The organism is Streptomyces sp. NPDC034043 (genome assembly GCF_055575675.1).
Genome location: NZ_JBVISF010000001.1, coordinates 488,100 through 503,772 on the forward strand (window position 1 = coordinate 488,100; position 15,673 = coordinate 503,772).

17 protein-coding genes are annotated in these 15,673 nt (G+C 72.7%); 9 read left to right on the top strand and 8 right to left on the bottom strand.

Annotated features, from left to right (window positions below):
* Positions 1-34: 34 nt before the first annotated feature.
* Complete coding sequence (locus tag ACZ51S_RS02605) at positions 35-1,534, bottom strand: DEAD/DEAH box helicase (protein ID WP_388936380.1); 1,500 nt, start codon at positions 1,532-1,534, stop codon at positions 35-37.
* Between the two features lie 163 nt (positions 1,535-1,697).
* A complete protein-coding gene (locus tag ACZ51S_RS02610) occupies positions 1,698-2,195 on the bottom strand; it encodes a MarR family winged helix-turn-helix transcriptional regulator (RefSeq protein WP_388936377.1) in 498 nt (165 codons plus the stop codon).
* Positions 2,196-2,285: 90 nt separating this feature from the next.
* On the opposite strand from ACZ51S_RS02610, the gene ACZ51S_RS02615 reads away from it, so the two are divergent.
* A complete protein-coding gene (locus tag ACZ51S_RS02615; RefSeq protein ID WP_468959363.1) occupies positions 2,286-2,669 on the top strand; it encodes an HGxxPAAW family protein in 384 nt (127 codons plus the stop codon).
* A 124-nt stretch (positions 2,670-2,793) separates the two neighbouring features.
* Positions 2,794-2,997, top strand: a complete 204-nt coding sequence (locus tag ACZ51S_RS02620) for a cold-shock protein (protein ID WP_388936371.1) — start codon at positions 2,794-2,796, stop codon at positions 2,995-2,997.
* Positions 2,998-3,109: 112 nt separating this feature from the next.
* Here ACZ51S_RS02620 and ACZ51S_RS02625 read toward each other — a convergent pair whose 3' ends face one another.
* From ACZ51S_RS02625 to ACZ51S_RS02635, 3 genes are all read right to left on the bottom strand, one after another.
* Positions 3,110-3,358 (bottom strand): ferredoxin, encoded by a 249-nt coding sequence (locus tag ACZ51S_RS02625; RefSeq protein ID WP_468477124.1) that lies wholly within the window; start codon positions 3,356-3,358, stop codon positions 3,110-3,112.
* A 5-nt stretch (positions 3,359-3,363) separates the two neighbouring features.
* Positions 3,364-4,551: a cytochrome P450 gene (locus tag ACZ51S_RS02630; protein ID WP_468959364.1), complete on the bottom strand. Its 1,188-nt coding sequence runs from the start codon at positions 4,549-4,551 to the stop codon at positions 3,364-3,366.
* Between the two features lie 146 nt (positions 4,552-4,697).
* A complete protein-coding gene (locus ACZ51S_RS02635) occupies positions 4,698-5,042 on the bottom strand; it encodes a thioredoxin family protein (protein ID WP_468477122.1) in 345 nt (114 codons plus the stop codon).
* A 269-nt stretch (positions 5,043-5,311) separates the two neighbouring features.
* On the opposite strand from ACZ51S_RS02635, the gene ACZ51S_RS02640 reads away from it, so the two are divergent.
* The 3 genes from ACZ51S_RS02640 (at position 5,312) to ACZ51S_RS02650 (ending at position 7,507) form a co-directional block, all read left to right on the top strand.
* On the top strand, positions 5,312-5,581 hold the full coding sequence (locus ACZ51S_RS02640; RefSeq protein ID WP_388936360.1) for a hypothetical protein: 270 nt from the start codon (positions 5,312-5,314) through the stop codon (positions 5,579-5,581).
* Positions 5,582-5,835: 254 nt separating this feature from the next.
* Positions 5,836-6,195, top strand: coding sequence for a YciI family protein (locus ACZ51S_RS02645; protein ID WP_388936357.1), 360 nt, complete (start codon positions 5,836-5,838; stop codon positions 6,193-6,195).
* A 76-nt stretch (positions 6,196-6,271) separates the two neighbouring features.
* Positions 6,272-7,507 (top strand): RNA polymerase sigma factor, encoded by a 1,236-nt coding sequence (locus tag ACZ51S_RS02650; RefSeq protein ID WP_468959673.1) that lies wholly within the window; start codon positions 6,272-6,274, stop codon positions 7,505-7,507.
* Here the strand turns inward: ACZ51S_RS02650 and ACZ51S_RS02655 are convergent.
* Positions 7,497-8,963, bottom strand: coding sequence for a condensation domain-containing protein (locus tag ACZ51S_RS02655; RefSeq protein WP_468801874.1), 1,467 nt, complete (start codon positions 8,961-8,963; stop codon positions 7,497-7,499). The two genes, ACZ51S_RS02650 and ACZ51S_RS02655, sit on opposite strands and share 11 nt — an antisense overlap.
* A gap of 513 nt (positions 8,964-9,476) precedes the next feature.
* Between ACZ51S_RS02655 and ACZ51S_RS02660 the strand changes: the two genes are divergently transcribed.
* From ACZ51S_RS02660 to ACZ51S_RS02670, 3 genes are all read left to right on the top strand, one after another.
* The gene (locus ACZ51S_RS02660; protein ID WP_468801875.1) at positions 9,477-9,854 is read left to right on the top strand and encodes a VOC family protein; all 378 of its coding nucleotides are present in this window, start codon (positions 9,477-9,479) and stop codon (positions 9,852-9,854) included.
* A gap of 240 nt (positions 9,855-10,094) precedes the next feature.
* Positions 10,095-10,763 (top strand): DUF4097 family beta strand repeat-containing protein, encoded by a 669-nt coding sequence (locus ACZ51S_RS02665; protein WP_468801876.1) that lies wholly within the window; start codon positions 10,095-10,097, stop codon positions 10,761-10,763.
* Between the two features lie 137 nt (positions 10,764-10,900).
* Entirely contained in the window at positions 10,901-13,177 is a 2,277-nt protein-coding gene (locus ACZ51S_RS02670) for a S9 family peptidase (RefSeq protein ID WP_468801877.1), read from the top strand.
* 144 nt (positions 13,178-13,321) lie between these two features.
* On the opposite strand, the gene ACZ51S_RS02675 is transcribed toward ACZ51S_RS02670, so the two are convergent.
* On the bottom strand, positions 13,322-13,759 hold the full coding sequence (locus ACZ51S_RS02675) for an SDR family oxidoreductase (protein WP_468801878.1): 438 nt from the start codon (positions 13,757-13,759) through the stop codon (positions 13,322-13,324).
* A gap of 292 nt (positions 13,760-14,051) precedes the next feature.
* Complete coding sequence (locus ACZ51S_RS02680; protein WP_468477520.1) at positions 14,052-14,777, bottom strand: TetR/AcrR family transcriptional regulator; 726 nt, start codon at positions 14,775-14,777, stop codon at positions 14,052-14,054.
* A 134-nt stretch (positions 14,778-14,911) separates the two neighbouring features.
* Between ACZ51S_RS02680 and ACZ51S_RS02685 the strand changes: the two genes are divergently transcribed.
* Positions 14,912-15,613 (top strand): NAD(P)-dependent oxidoreductase, encoded by a 702-nt coding sequence (locus ACZ51S_RS02685; protein WP_468885171.1) that lies wholly within the window; start codon positions 14,912-14,914, stop codon positions 15,611-15,613.
* Positions 15,614-15,673 lie beyond the last annotated feature (60 nt).

Sequence of the window (15,673 nt, forward strand, 5' to 3'; positions counted from 1 at the left end):
GCCGCCCGCCGGACGTCCCCGTTCCCCGGAGGCCTCAGAGGCCCTTGCGGACCCGGGCCGCGCGGCGGGCCTCGGCGGCCTGACGCGCCTCGATGGTCTTGCGGGACTCCTTGCCCTTGCCCGGGCGGCCCGGGCGGGTGCCGATGCCCCGGAACCCGAGTTCGGTGCCGCTCGGGCGGCCCTTGGCGTCGGTGGGCAGCGCCCCGGACAGCGGGACTCCCGACGGCCGCCGCGCGCCGGTGATCCGGCTCAGCGCCGCCTCGCCGGAGCGCACCTGGGTGATGGTGGGCCGGATCTTGGCGTCGGCCATGAGGCGCACCATGTCACGGCGCTGGTTGGGGGTGACCAGGGTGACCACCTTGCCGGACTCGCCGGCCCGCGCGGTGCGCCCGCCGCGGTGCAGGTAGTCCTTGCTGTCGGCCGGCGGGTCCACGTTGACCACGAGGTCGAGGTCGTCGATGTGGATGCCCCGGGCGGCCACGTTCGTCGCGACGAGGACCGTGATCAGCCCGTCCTTGAACTGGCCGAGGGTCCGGGTGCGCTGCGGCTGGGACTTGCCGCTGTGCAGTCCCTCCGCCCGTACGCCCATGGCCCGCAGGTGCTTCACGAACTGGTCCACGCCGTGCTTGGTGTCCAGGAACATGATCACCCGGCCCTCGCGGGCCGCGATCTCGGTCGCCGCCGAGACCTTGTCCGCCGCGTGGATGTGCAGCACGTGGTGGTCCATCGTGCCGACCGAGGCCGACTGCGGGTCCACGGAGTGCGAGACCGGGTCCTTCAGGTAGCGGCGCACGAGCTGGTCGACGTTGCGGTCCAGGGTGGCCGAGAACAGCATGCGCTGTCCGGCGTGGTGCACCTGGTCCAGGATCTCCGTGACCTGCGGCATGAATCCCATGTCGCACATCTGGTCGGCCTCGTCCAGCACGGTGATCCGCACCCGCTCCAGGTGCACGTCCCGGCGTCCGACCAGGTCGCTGAGGCGTCCGGGCGTGGCGACCACGACCTCCGCGCCGGTGCGCAGGGCGCTGGTCTGGCGGCCGATGGAGAGCCCGCCGACGACGGTCGCCATGCGCAGCTTCAGGGCCTGCGCGTACGGGGTCAGGGCCTCGGTCACCTGCTGCGCCAGCTCGCGCGTGGGTACGAGGACCAGCGCGAGGGGCCGCTTGGGGTCGGCCTGCTGACCGGCCGTGCGGGCCAGCAGGGCCAGGCCGAAGGCGAGGGTCTTGCCGGATCCGGTGCGGCCGCGGCCGAGGATGTCACGGCCCGCGAGGGAGTTGGGCAGGGTGGCCGCCTGGATCGGGAAGGGTTCCCGCACCTCCTGCTCGGCCATGGTCCTCACCAGCTCAGGGGGCAGCCCGAGTTCGTCGAACGAGGCCACCGGGGGCAGTGCCGGGGTGGTGGTCCGCGGCATGGCGAACTCGCCCTGCGGACCGAGGGTCCGGGGGGCCTTGCCGGCTCCCCTGGCTCCCGGCTTGGAGCCTGCCTTCGCTCCGGCCTTGATGCCGAAACGCCCGTGAGCTGACGGGTTCTTCATGCAGAACCTTCCGTGAGGAGAGTGAGGCTCCCGGTGCCCGCACCGGATGAACGGCGACGAGCCGGGGTCCGTACCCCTCGGTACGGTCCCCGGCTCGTCGTACGCGTCCGCCCGGGCCGCAAGCGCCCCGCGCCTCAAGTTTCCCGGCCATTTTACCAGCCGGTCACCGTCCCGGCCGGGGGTCGAGCTCCCCGGACCGCACCTGGGCGAGGTGGGCCCGCATCTCGACCGTCGCCCGGCCGAACCAGTCGGCGATCACGGCGATCTCGTCGGGGGTGTACTCGGCGAACACGGCTCCGAGCCGGTCGTAGAAGGGCTGGTAGGTGGCGATGACCCGGGCGGCGGCCTCGGGATCGGCCACCACCCGCACCCGCCGGCGGTCGGCGGGATCGGGCTGCCGGCGGGCGTACCCGGCCCGCTCCAGCCGGTTGAGCACGCCGGTGACGGCGCCGGTGGTGAGGTTCACCAGCCCGGCGAGGTCGCCTGCGGAGAGGGGCTTGTCGCAGGCGGCCAGGATGTGGGCGAGGCAGGTCAGGTCGGTGACGTTGATCCCGAGGAGCTGGGCCACCTCCTGCTGGCCGATGAGGCCGAGGGCCACGTACTGGTCCATGCGCGCGATCGCCTCCCCGGCCGTGGCCGCGGGACGGGGCTTGCCGTGCACCGACACACTCCTTAGTATCTAAGTTACTTAGCTCGTGAGATAAATGACCCTGCTCCGAGCGTACTGCCGCCTGCCCTTCGAGGGGGAATCATGAGTGCCCACGGCGACGTCGACCTCGGCCACACCGTGGCCGGCTGGACCGGTACCACCCTGGCCCTGCTGGGCTGCGCCGGAGCGGGCGTGGGCCTCTGCGCGGCCTGGACGCCGGGCATCTGGCTGGGCCTCGGCCTGGTCGTGGTCGCGGGGCTGGTGACCTGGCTGCTCCACCTCGCCGGATGGGGCAAGCCGAGCGGCCCCCGCCCGCGCGGGGCCTGGGACTGGCGCACCCGGGACACCGCCGCCCGCAGCGGGCACGCCGACTGCCTGGGCTGCCGGGCCGGCGGCCCCCGCCGCGCCGCGGCGGCGTCCGCGCGGCGCCCGTCCGTCGCCCGCCGTTCCACCGCTCCACTGCCCGCCACGGACGGCGACGCCTGACCCGGCCCCCGGTTGGCCGCGCCCGGTTGGCCGCGCCTGGCGTGTGGCCCGCGGGACAGGCGGGCAGTATCGAGACGGCCGCGGGCAAGCGGTCCCAGCGGAACGTTGAGAAGGATCAGTACCGATGGCAACTGGCACCGTGAAGTGGTTCAACTCGGAGAAGGGGTTCGGCTTCATCCAGCAGGACGACGGCGGCCCCGACGTGTTCGTGCACTTCTCCGCGATCGAGGGGACGGGCTTCAAGTCCCTGGAGGAGAACGCCCGCGTTTCGTACGACGTCACCCAGGGGCCGAAGGGTCCGCAGGCGGAGCGCGTCGTACTCGAATAGCGCCGCCGCCCGAGCGGTACCACCGGCCCCGCGGTTCCCGCAGGCCATGGAGCCCCCTCCGGTCGACCGGAGGGGGCTCACCACGGGGCAGGGCCCGGCCGCGGCCCCCGGCTCAGCCCTCCGAGGCCCCTTCCGTGGCGCCCTTCGAGACGCCCGCACCGTCCCCGCCGGCTTCCCGCACGGTGATCGCCGAGACCGGGCAGGCGCGCGCGGCCTCCCGGACCAGCGGGCCGCCGTGGCCGTCCGCGCGCCCGGGGAGCACCTCACTGAAACCGTCGTCGTCCTGGGTGAAGACCTGCGGCGCGGTCAGCACGCACTGGCCGGCGCCGATGCAGACGTCCTGGTCGACGGAGATCCGCACGGCGCTCACCACGTCACCGGCAGTTCGATCATGCCCTGGATGGTGTCGCCGGGCTTGAACGGGATCCGGTCGGGATCGGCCGCCAGACGCAGGCCGGGAAGCCGCTCGAACAGGGTCCCGAGGGCGATCTCCATCTCGGCTCGGGCCAGGTTCTGCCCCAGGCACTGGTGGATGCCGAAACCGAACGCCAGGTGGTGGCGGGTCGGACGGTGCCAGTCGAGCCTGTCGGGTTCGGCGAACACCGCCTCGTCCCGGTTGATCACCGAGGTGGAGAAGACCACCCCCTCGTCCGGCCGGATCGTCACCCCGCCGATCTCGATCTCCCGCGTGGCCACCCGCAGCATGCCGTCCGCGATCGACAGGTACCGCATCAGCTCCTCCACCGCCTCCGGCATCAGGGAGGGGTCGGACCGCAGCTCCGCCAGCTGCTCCGGGTGCCGCAGCAGGGTGAAGGTGCCGAGCGAGATCATGTTCGCCGTGGTCTCGTGCCCGGCGATCAGCAGGATCGCGGCCAGCGACACGAGCTCCTCGACATCGGTCTCGCCCGCCTCCAGCCGGGTCGAGACCAGCTCGTCCAGCAGCCCGTCGCCCGGATCGGCGCGCTTGCGCCGGATCAGGGCCTCCAGGTAGGTGTCGAGCCGCCCCCGGGCGTCCTCCACGTCGGCGGTCGTGGGGCCGCGCAGCAGCCGCCGCGACTGCTCCTCGAAGAACTCGTGGTCCCCGTAGGGGACCCCGAGCAGCGCACAGATCACCATGGACGGCACCGGCAGCGCGAAGTCGCCCACCAGCTCGGCCCCGGGACCCCGGGCCTCCATCGCGTCGATCAGCCGGTCCACCGTCTCCTGGATCCGGGGCCGCAGGGCGGCCGTCCGCTTGACCGAGAAACTCGGGATCAGCATCCGGCGCTGCGTGTTGTGCTCGGGATCGTCCACCCCGAGCAGGGCCGTACGCCGGTTCTGCAGCCCCTTGAACCGGGGGGTGGGCGCGGGGAAGGCCTCCCTGGTGCGGTCGGTGGACAACCGCCCGTCGGAGAGCAGCGCCCGCGCCTCGGCGTGCCCGGTGACCACCCATACGGAGCGGCCGTCGAAGAGGGTGACCCGGGAGAGCGGCCGCCCCTCCCGGAGTGGCCGATAGGCGGCCGGGGGGTGGTAGGGGCAGGTTCGGTCCTGCGGGAAGACAACGGCATCGGACATGGAAAGCAACACCTCGCAAGCGATGGTTCCGTCTCGCCGGACTCCATTACATGCCTAAGGCACCTATCCCACCTATGCCACTTTCGGCCAGCCTGCCCGAGTTCACCCGCCGGACCCGCCGGGGGACGGTCCGGGGCGCGCGGGGACTACAGGTGCGCGTTCAGGAAGGCCCGCAGCTCCGCCCTCCCCATCGGGCCCGCATGGGTCGCCACCGCCTCGCCTGACCGCAGCAGGACCACGGTCGGGGCACCCGTCACCCCGTAGCGCCGCACCGTTGCGGGACAGCGCGTGATGTCGGCGCGCACGGCGGTGAACCGCGCCCCGTACTCCTCGTCCCCCGCCAGCTCCGCGACGACGGAGTCCAGCTGCCGGCAGGCCTCGACGGCCTTGGGCCAGGTGCCGGTGAAGCAGGCGAGGACCGGGCCCGGCGCCATGGCGGCGATGAAGTCGAATTCCTGGTCCTCCAGCGGCCGGTGTACCCGACTGGCCATGGGCGGTGCTCCTCGGTTCGCGTCTGACGGGACCGCCAGCCTAGGCCCTGTCGTCAAAGTCCCGCCTGGTCCGCGGCGTCCGGCACCGCACCTCGCCGCGTTGTCGGGGCGCCCGAGTACGTCCAGTACTCGGGCGCCCCTCCGCCTTGCGACGCACGGCACCGGACGCCGCGGACCTGACCGGCGCTACTTTGACGACAGGGCCTTGGGCCGTCTCCGCTCCAGTCCCCGGACCGCCCGTTGTCAGTGGCGGCTGTGAAGCTGTGCGCATGGACGACAGGATGCCGCGCCGCCGCGTCTACGGCGCCGACCACGAAGACCCCGACCCTGGCCCGCGCCCCGGCCACGTCTACGGCGAGCTCGTGGGCGGTCCCCTCGACGGGCTCCTCCTCGACGTCACCGGCTGGAGCGCCCGGCAGCTCGCCGAAGAGGCCCGGCTGCCCACCGAGATAGGCCGCTACGGCGCCGGTGGCCGCGCCCACTACCGTCGCCGCCCTGCGGACCCCGGGCGCTGGGACTGGTCGGGCGACAGCCGGTAGCGGCGCCCCCGTCTCCGGCCGCCGTCCGGACCGGCCGCGACGGCGAGCCCCCGGACCGCCGACGTGTGACCGGGGGCTCTGCCCCTCCCTTCGGCCGCCGGGGCGCGACCGGATGCGGAGAAGGGGCGCCCGGTGGCCGGTTCCGCGGAACCTCCCAAGAAATTCTCCCGGAGGGCTGTCGATCCGGGCGTCTCCCGTTCGACGCAGAGGTGAGGGACGGGGAAGGCCCCCGCCCCCACGACCGAGGAGTCACCATGCCGCGCTTCCTGACGCTGATCCGCATCGACGAGCAGACCCTGACCCCCGACACCCCGTTCCCGCCGGACTTCGAGCAGCGCATGGGCGCCCTCATGGAGGAGATCACCAAGGCCGGGGTGATGCTCGACACCGCCGGCCTCCTCCCCACCTCCGAGGGCACCCGGGTCACCTGGTCCGGCGGAAGGACCACCTTCACCGACGGCCCCTTCACCGAGACCAAGGAGGTCGTCGGCGGATACGCCTTCCTCCAGTGCAAGGACAAGGCGGAGGCCCTCGAGTGGACCAGGCGGTTCCTGGAGACCCACCCGGCGGAATGGACCGTCGGCGCGGAGGTCCGGGAGGTCCAGGAGATGTGACCCGGCCGCGGCCCGCTCCACGCGCCGCGTTTGCCCCGCCCCGTCACGGCTGCTCTGATGGGTGGCCGTGACGGCAGTGAGCGCGGCCAGGGCGGTCGAAACGGTGTTCAGGATCGAGTCCGCGCGGATCATCGCCGGCGTCACCCGCATCGTGCGGGACGTCGGGATCGCCGAGGAGATCGCACAGGACGCGCTGGTCGCCGCCCTGGAGCAGTGGCCGCACTCCGGGATCCCCGACCGGCCCGGCGCCTGGCTCATGGCCACCGCCAAGCACCGGGCCGTCGACCTCGTCCGCCGCAAGGAAACCTACGCGCGCAAGCTCGCGGAGGTCGGCCGGAACCTGGAGGACGTACCGCCCCCCGACGAGCCGGCGGAACCCGACGACATCGACGACGACCTGTTGCGCCTGGTCTTCACCGCCTGCCATCCGGTGCTGGGCACCGACGCCCGCATCGCCCTCACCCTGCGCCTGGTGGCCGGTCTCACCACCCAGGAGATCGCCCGGGCCTTCCTGACCTCCGAGTCCACGGTCGCCCAGCGCCTCGTCCGTGCCAAGCGGACCCTCGCCAAGGCCCGGGTGCCCTTCGAAGTTCCCTACGGCGCCGACCGGGAACAGCGGCTGGCCTCCGTACTCGAAGTCATCTACCTCGTCTTCAACGAGGGGTACTCGGCCACCGCCGGCGACGACCTGCTGCGCCCCGCCCTCTGCGAGGACGCCCTGCGCCTGGCCCGCGTGCTCGCCGCGCTGATGCCCGGAGAGCCGGAGGCCCACGGACTCGCCGCCCTGCTGGAGTTCCAGTCCTCCCGCACCGCCACCCGCACCGGCCCCGACGGCGAGCCGGTGCTGCTCGCCGACCAGAACCGCGCCGGATGGAACCGGCTGCTCAACCGGCGCGGGGTGGAGGCCCTGCGCCGGGCGGGCAGCGGCCCCTACTCCCTCCAGGCCGCCATCGCCGGCTGCCATGCGACGGCCGCGCGCTACGAGGACACCGACTGGCGGTCCATCGCCACCCTCTACGGGAGACTCGCCGAGCTGGTCCCCTCCCCGGTGGTCGAGCTGAACCGGGCGGTCGCCGTCTCCATGGCCGACGGCCCCGGGGCCGCCCTGCCGCTGGTCGACGCCCTCGCCCGGGAACCGGCCCTGCGCTCCTACCACCTGCTGCCGAGCGTACGGGGAGACCTGCTGGAGCGGCTCGGGCGGGGTCCGGAGGCCCGCGCCGAATTCGAAAGGGCGGCCGCCCTCACCCGCAACGCCCGGGAGCGGGAGCTCCTGCTGGGCCGTGCCGCCGCCCTCCGGGAGCTCAGCCCCTGACGTGCGCCGCCTGCGGTTCGGGCCGCCGGGGCGCCGTGAGCGCGACGGGCCGGCGGAACCCGCCGCTGCGCGTCACGCTCTGCACGGTCAGCCGCAGCGCCTCCTGGAAGTCGCCCATCGTGCGGCGGGCGGCCGGCGTGTCCACGTACAGCGAGTTCATGTGGAGCCCGTCCGCGTCCCGCTGGAACCACGAGCAGGTGCCGTTGGCCCGCGCCGACCACACGTGCGCGGCGGGCCGCCAGTCGTCGTGCCGGTCGGCGCCCCGGCAGCGGCGCATGTCGATGTACGAGAAGAAGTTCACCGGGTACGGCCAGGAGCGGCCCGCGAACTCCTCGGGAGCCAACAGCTGCCACGCCCGTACGAACGGCACGTCGAGGTGGCGCATCATCTCGGTGAATCCAGCCCGGACCTCGCCCATGACCTGGACGAAGTCCTTGCCGGGCGAGGCGTCGAACTCGATCGGCAGGGTGTTGACGAACCAGCCCACCGAGTTGTTCCAGTCCTCCCGCCCCCGCTCACTGACGGGCATGAACCCCCGGTACACCCCGGGCCCGCCCGCCTCGCGCAGGCACACGCCCACCGAGCCGAGCAGACCCATGAAGGGCTTGCCGCCGGCCTCGCGGCACACCTTCTCGAACACCTCGGTCTCGGCGGCGTCCAGCAGCGTGGACGCCTCGTTGACGATCGGGTACATCCGGTCCGGCTCGACGCCCAGGTCCAGCGGGAAACGGGGGAAGAACTCCCCGCCGCGGGCCGTGAACGACTTCCAGTAGTCCAGGCGCTCGTCGTCCGCGTCGATCGACAGGTAGCGGCGGCGCTGCGCGTCGGCGAAGTCCAGGTAGCTCGGAGCGGGCGGCAGCGCGGCCCGCTCCCCGCGGCGCAGCGCCTCGTAGGAGGTCAGCACGTCGTGGACGACCACGGGCATCGACATGCCGTCGCAGACGATGTGGTCGAAGGCGAGGTACACCGTCGCGGAGTCCGGGCGCAGCACCGCGCCCATCGTGAACAGCGGCCACGACAGGGTGTCGATGCTCCGGGTGAAGCGTTCCGCGAGGAACTCGCGCATCGGCTCGGCGGAGTCGAAGGTGGCGACGTGACACGCCTCCAGGGAGAGGGCGCCGGCCGCCAGCGGTTCGCAGGACAACTCCCCGGCGAGCCGGCGGAACTCGCAGCGCAGCACCTCGTGCCGCCGTACGAAGTCCAGCAGGGCACCGGCCAGCGCCGCTTCGTCGAGGGCGCCCTCGATCTCGAAGGTGACGGCCACCCAGGACGCCATGGGATCGTCGTCCGCGCGGCTCTCCTCGGCGACGGTGAAGTGCTTGTCCTGGTTGAAGGACGCCTTCTTGCCCACCTCGTCACCCCGGTCCGGGCCCTGTGGTCCGGCCGTGGCCCGCAACCGCCACTCGACCAGACGCCCTGGCTCCATGTGGTGCATCTGCAGAGGAAACTGCCGCATACGTCATCCCTTCGCCCCCCGATTCAGCCCCGAGCCCCTAACGAGATCCGGGCCGGTGAAGTGACGCCCGAACCACCGGCGGACGGCGGGACGGTGGCCGCGGGCGCGGCGGGTCCCGGTCGTCCAGGCCCTCACGCCATCGCGATGACGACCTTGCCGGCGGCTGACCGCAGCCACCGTACGGGGACCGCCTGGCCGCGCCGCAGGGCCGGTCCGACCCCGGGGTTTTCACACCTCGGGCGCGTCCTGCCGGAACCCGCCGAGGTCGCGTACGACGGCGGCGAACGGCCGGGCACCCCGCCGCAATGAATAGATGATCTTCGTGGAAGGGGGTCACGTGGCTCGGGTCGTCGCGGCGGCCACGGAATCGTCAACTTCCGCGTTAACGACCATTGCGTGATCGGCCGTTGTTCCCTCTTCGCGGTGTCGGGATGCTTGATCCGTTCCCGGAGCAAGCAGACCAAGGAGTCGTGCGCAGATGCCCGTTCCCGCTACCAGGAGGTGCCGATCACGATGAACATCGTCGCTTCCACCGTGACGCTGAGCGTCGCCGATCCGGCCGCCTCCGGCCGGTTCTTCACCACGCACCTCGGCTACCGGGAGGTGCTCGCGGACGAGGAGTACCTGGCCCTCGGCCGCGACGACTCCGCACCGGACATCCTGTTGCGGCGGCACGACCTCGAACTGCTGCCCGGCCGCGGGCCGGTCGGTGTGCTGCTGTCCTTCGCCGTCACCGATGTCGCCGCCGAGTACGCGCGGCTGCAGCGGGAAGGCGCCAACATCACCGCCCCCCTGCACCACGAGCCTTGGGGCGAGCTGCTGCTGGAGCTCACCGACCCCAACGGCGTCGTGGTCCAGCTCGCGGAGTGGATCCCCCCTGCCGGGAGCTGACCCCCGCCGGGACGTGACCCCGCGGTCCCCTTCAGGTTCCCCTGAGGCCTCGAACATGGCGTTCACCCCCACCAATGCAACGCCAGCGCAGCTCGCGTTGCATTGAATCTCTCGCCATTGCAACGATCTAACTGCGTTGACCTGCATGAATACGCATGCCCTGCAACTTAGTTGTTGCGAATAGGGTGAAGGCAATCTAGCGTTTCCATCACCAGAAACAACGGAAAGCAGGAGAGCACCATGCAGAAGTACGACACCCCCACCCCGGTCTCCGTCGTCCTCGGCATCCCCGCCGGACGGATCCGGACCATCGCCGGCGACCGAACCGACACCACGGTCGAGGTCCTGCCCCTGGACGCCTCGAAGAGCCGCGACGTGAAGGCGGCGGAGGAGACCGTGATCGCCTACGCCGACGGTGTCCTGCGGATCGAGGCGCCGGACGCGAAGAACCGGGTCCTCGGAAGCTCAGGTTCGGTCGAGGTGACCGTCCGGGTGCCCGCCGGCTCCCACGTCCAGGCGACCTCGGCCAGCGCCGAACTCCTCGGCGAAGGACGGCTCGGCGACGTCAGTTTCGAAAGCTCCAACGGCGCCGTCAAGCTCAACGAGACCGCGAGCGCCCGCCTCGCCCTCCTCGCCGGTGACATCACGGTCGGCCGTCTCGGTGGCCCCGGCGAGATCAGCACCGAGAAGGGCGACATCCACATCACCGAAGCGGTGCACGGCGTGGTGACGCTGCGCACCGTGTCCGGCGACGTGACCATCGGCGCCGCCCACGGAGTCTCCGCCGGCCTCGATGCCGGCACCACGCTGGGCCGGATCCACAACGCCCTCCGGAACACCGCCGGCGCGCCCGCCCTGACCATCCACGCCACCACCACCCAGGGCGACATCCTCGCCCGCAGTCTCTGACGCGGCATCACCGTCACCCGGATCGCGAGACGGCCAGAGCCCTCCGCCGAGCCCCCCGGATCCTCAACACCCCCGCCGTGCCGGCACCACCGTGGCCGCGCCATGCCCGGATACGGCACCCAGGAAGGACGAGAAGAATGAGCACCACGCAGGACTACCAGGCCGCGGAGCAGCTCCTGCGGCGGCCCGCCCGCCCCGGCGAGCTCGTCGTCGGCGACAAGGTCAGGCCGCAGTGGACCGACGGCGGCGACCGGTTCTGGTACGCGGTGGCCAACGGCTCCGGCTCGCGGTTCGTCCTGGTCGACCCGGCGGCGGGTACCCGCGCGCCGGCCTTCGACCACGCCCGCCTCGCCGCCGCGCTGGCCGCGGCCTCCGGGCAGCAGGTCGACCCCGAGGCCCTGCCGTTCCCGGCCATCCAACCGACCGGGAACACCGTGGAGTTCGGCGCGTACGGTGCGTACTGGCGCTGCCGCCTCGACGACTACACCTGCGAGCCCGCCGAGTTCACGCCGCCGGGCAGCCCGCTCGACGTGCCCTCTCCCGACGGGAAGGTCGCGGTCTCCCGGCGGGGACACGACCTGTGGGCGCGCTCGCTGTCCGACGGCCGCGAGTGGGCGCTGACCACCGACGGCGCGCCCGACCACCAGTACAGCACCGGCCCGGACAGCACGAGCAACGCCACTCTGCTGCGCAAGATCGGCCTGCCGTACCTGCCGCCCGCGGTGGCCTGGTCGCCCGACTCGACGAAGGTGCTGGCGCACCGGACCGACGAGCGCGCCGTCCGGCAGACCCACCTCGTGCAGGCCAGGCCCGCCGACGGCGGTGCGCCCCTCCTGCACACCCAGCGGTACGCCTACCCGGGCGACGAGCAGATGCCGCAGGCCGAACTGGTCGTGCTGGACGTCGCCACGGGCACCGTGGTCCGGGCGCAGGCCGAGCCGTTGCTCATGCCGCAGATGTCGCCGATCACCACCAAATGGGCGTGGTGGGCCCAGGACGGCTCGGCGGTGTACTACCTGGCCCGCCCCCGCGACCTGCGCACTCTCTCCCTGCACCGGCTGGACCCGGTGACCGGCGAGGTCACCACCGTGGTCAGCGAGACCGGCGACACCCGGGTCGACCCGAACCAGTGGCTGTACGAGCCTCCGATCGTCAAGGTGCTCGCCGACGAGGTGCTCTGGTACTCGCAGCGGGACGGCTGGGGCCACCTGTACCGCTACTACCTGCGCACCGGCGAGCCGCTCGGCCGGGTTACCTCAGGACCGTGGGCGGTGCAGCAGATCCTGCGCGTCGACGAGGCCGAGCGGGTGGTGTACTTCACCGCCGCCGGGCTGGTCGACGAGGACCCGTACCGCCGCACGGTGTGCCGGGTCGGTCTGGACGGCTCCGGCTTCGCCAGGGTCACCGACGACGAGTCGGACCACGTCGCCACCGTCCCGGACGGCAAGGAGTACTTCATCGACTCCGCGTCCACGGTCGACACCCCGCCGGTGACCCGCGTCCGCGACTGGACCGGGCGGGTGCTGGTCGAGCTGGAGCGCGCCGACATCGGCAAGCTCACCGCCACCGGCTGGACCCCGCCGGAACGGTTCCGGGTCAAGGCGGCCGACGGCGTGACCGACATCTACGGAGTGCTCTACCGGCCGCGCGGGTTCGATCCCGCCAAGCGCTACGCCGTGGTGGACAACGTCTACCCCGGCCCGCAGGTCAACCGTGTCGCCCCGTGCTTCGACCCCGGCGGGATGGGCATGGACGCCGAACCCCTCGCGGCGCTCGGCTTCGTGGTGGTGGCGCTGGACGGGCGCGGCACACCGGGGCGGAGCAAGGCGTTTCACGACGCCTCCTACGGCCGGCTGGCCGACGCGGGCTGCCTGGCGGACCACGTCGCGGCGCTGCGGCAACTGGCCGATACCCGGCCGTGGATGGACCCGGACCGGATCGGCGTGTTCGGTCACTCGGGCGGCGGGTTCGCCGCGGCGCGGGCGATGCTGGACTTCCCCGAGGTGTTCAAAGCCGGCGTCGCCCTCTCCGGCTCGCACGACGCCCCGTACTTCAACCTCGGCTTCGTGGAGACCTACGACGGCGCGGACAACCCCGAGGCGTGGGCCCGCACCTCCAACACCGACCTCGCGGACCGGCTGGCCGGCAAACTGCTCCTCGTCCACGGCGAGATGGACGACCAGGTCCACCCGGCCCACACCCTGCGCCTGGCCGACCGCCTCGCCGCCGCCGACAAGGACTTCGAGCTGCTCATCGTCCCCGGCGCCGAGCACACGCTCATCGACTGCCTCACCTACGTCCGCAAGCGCGGCTGGGACTTCCTGGTCCGCGAGCTGATGGGCACCCGGCCCCCGGCCTACCGCCCCGCGCCCATCGCCCTCGGCCCCGAGCTCCTCGCCGAGCTGTTCGCCTGAGCGTGATGCCGTCGGCAGCGGTCCCGGGGCTGCGTCGTGACGTGGTCGCCCGCCTCAGCGGAGCTCGTGCCGGGTGACGACGTCGGCCGGTTCGCATCCCAGTGGCATCGAGCGTGGCCACTGCAGCAGCGGGCGGCGGCTCTGTCAGTTCAGGCCGCCGGACGGCAGGATCGTCCAGTCGAGCCCCGACCGGCGCACGGCCTCCTCGAACGCCACTGGGTGGCGGTAGACCTCCGGCCGTGTGCCGGCCCCTTGCGAGGAGAGCAGGACCACCCGCCGTACGCCGGCTGTCCGGGCGAGGTCGAGGATGCCCTGCGGGTCATCGCCGGCCACCAGCGGGAACAGCGCCCGGGCGCCGTCGAGAGCGGGGCGCAGGCTCTGGGGGTCCGCCAGACCGGCGGCCAAGTGCCTTACCCTGCCGGGGAGTTCACCTGCGCGGCGGGAGGCGGCGGTCACCTGCTCGCCGGCCTCGGCGAGGCCCACATGCAGGGGCTGCGGGCCGCGATCGAGGCGCAGGCCGTCCTGGCCCTCGACGTCGAGGACCTGGACCTGGACGGCCGCCGTTCCAGGACGGGCACTCATCTGGCGCTCCGACACCGCCCGGCTGCTCCCTCGGCTGCTGGCCGGCCGCACCCGGGGGCCGCTCTTCCTCACGGAGCGCCGCCCGGGCCCGGCCCGCCTGCCCACCGCGGACCTCTGCCCGGACACCGGCCGCGCCCGGCTCTCCTGCGAACGGGCCGAGTACCTCTTCAAGCAGGCCAGCGGCGGCCTCACCCTCCGGCGGCTCAAGCCCCGTGGCAAGCCGGGGGGAGAGCGGGAGGGCGAGGAGTGCCGCTGAGCGGCGGAACGAACCGCCGGTCGGCTGACCGGCCGATCAGCGGGGCACGCTCTGGGCGGGGAGGGCCAGGGACCTGATCAGCTGGGCGAGTTCGGCTCGGAAGAGCTTGCCGGGGGAGTGCGTCTGGGCGCGCAGGTGGCCGTAGACCTCCAGCGTGACCAGGCCGTGCAGGTGGCCCCAGATGCGCAGCGCCAGGGCGACTCCGGCCGGCGGGAGCTCCGGGAACGCCGGGCGGACCTTGTCCAGCAGGGCGGGGTCGAAGTCGTCCCAGTCGAAACCGTCGTCGTCGTGGGTCCGTTCGGCTTCGCCCCAGGCCGCGTCCGCCAGGCCGGCGATGCCGACGCAGACCCGGCGGGCGGCGTCCGGCGCGGCGCCGCCGTCCGGAGCCTGGTAGCCGGGCACGGGGTCGCCGTAGATGAGCCGGAAGCCCTCGGGGTTGGCCAGTGTCCAGGCGCGGAAGGCGTGGGCCCATGCCTTGATCCGCTCCGCCGGGTCGGCCGGGGCGGAGGCGGCCCGAGCGGCGTCGAGGGCGTCGGCGAGCGCCGTGTAGACGTCGGCGATGAGGGCGGTGACGAGGTCGTCGCGGGTGGCGAAGTACCCGTAGATGGCGTTGGCGGTCATGCCCATCTCGCGGGCGATCGCCCGGAGCGTGATCGCGGCGGGGCCGCCCGAGCGCATCAGCTCCAATGCGGTGCTCTTGATCTCGGCGGTCGTCTCGGCCCGCAGCCGCTCGCGTCTTCCGTTGGTCCGGGTGCCTGTCACGGCGGCAGTCTACAGCGTCACGGAAACCTAGCGCCGTATGAAAACTTCACACCGTATAGTCCTCTTCACGGCGTGAGGCCCATGGCTCTCCCGCTGCCATCGGCATGACCACGGCATGAGACAAGGGGAGAACCATGCACATCGGTGTCATCGGAGCCACGGGCACCATCGGAAGCCGGGTCGTCACCGAGGCCCTCCAGCGCGGACATCGCGTCACGGCATTCAGCCGGGACGCCTCCGGGATGACCCAGGAACGGCCGGACCTGCACTGGGCGAGTGTGGATGTCATGGACTCCGCGAGCATCGCCGCCGTGCTGCCCGGTCTGGACGTCCTGATCAGCGGCTTTCAGCCGGGCAACGCGGCGAAGGACTTCGCCGACACCGTCGAGCGCTCGATCGCGGACCCGAGCGTGTACGCCGCTGCCGCCCGGGCCCTGCTCAAGGCCCTGGAGAGCCGGCCGCGCACCCGCCTGATCGTCATCGGCGGCGCCGGCAGCCTGGAGATCGAGCCGGGCGTCGTCCGCGCCGACCACGACGAGCTCATCCACGCGTCCCTCGACGCGGTCGGCCTGCCCCGCGCGTACGCCGCCGCCGTACGCGGTCACCAGGAGGCGCTGAACGTCCTGCGCGCCTCGAACCGGCTGTGGACCTACTTCAGCCCCGCCGAGCGGATCGCCCCCGGCGAACGTACCGGCCGCTTCCGCATCGGTGGCGACCAGCCCGTGCTGGACGCCGACGGCCTGAGCCGGATTTCCGCGGAGGACGCCGCGATCGCGCTGGTGGACGAGGCGGAGCTGCCCCGCTTCGTCCAGCGCCGGTTCACGATCGGCTACTGAGCCGGGCGCCGGACCGCCGCCCGAGGCCCGCCCTTCGCGCGCAGGTGCCTGAACCCGCGC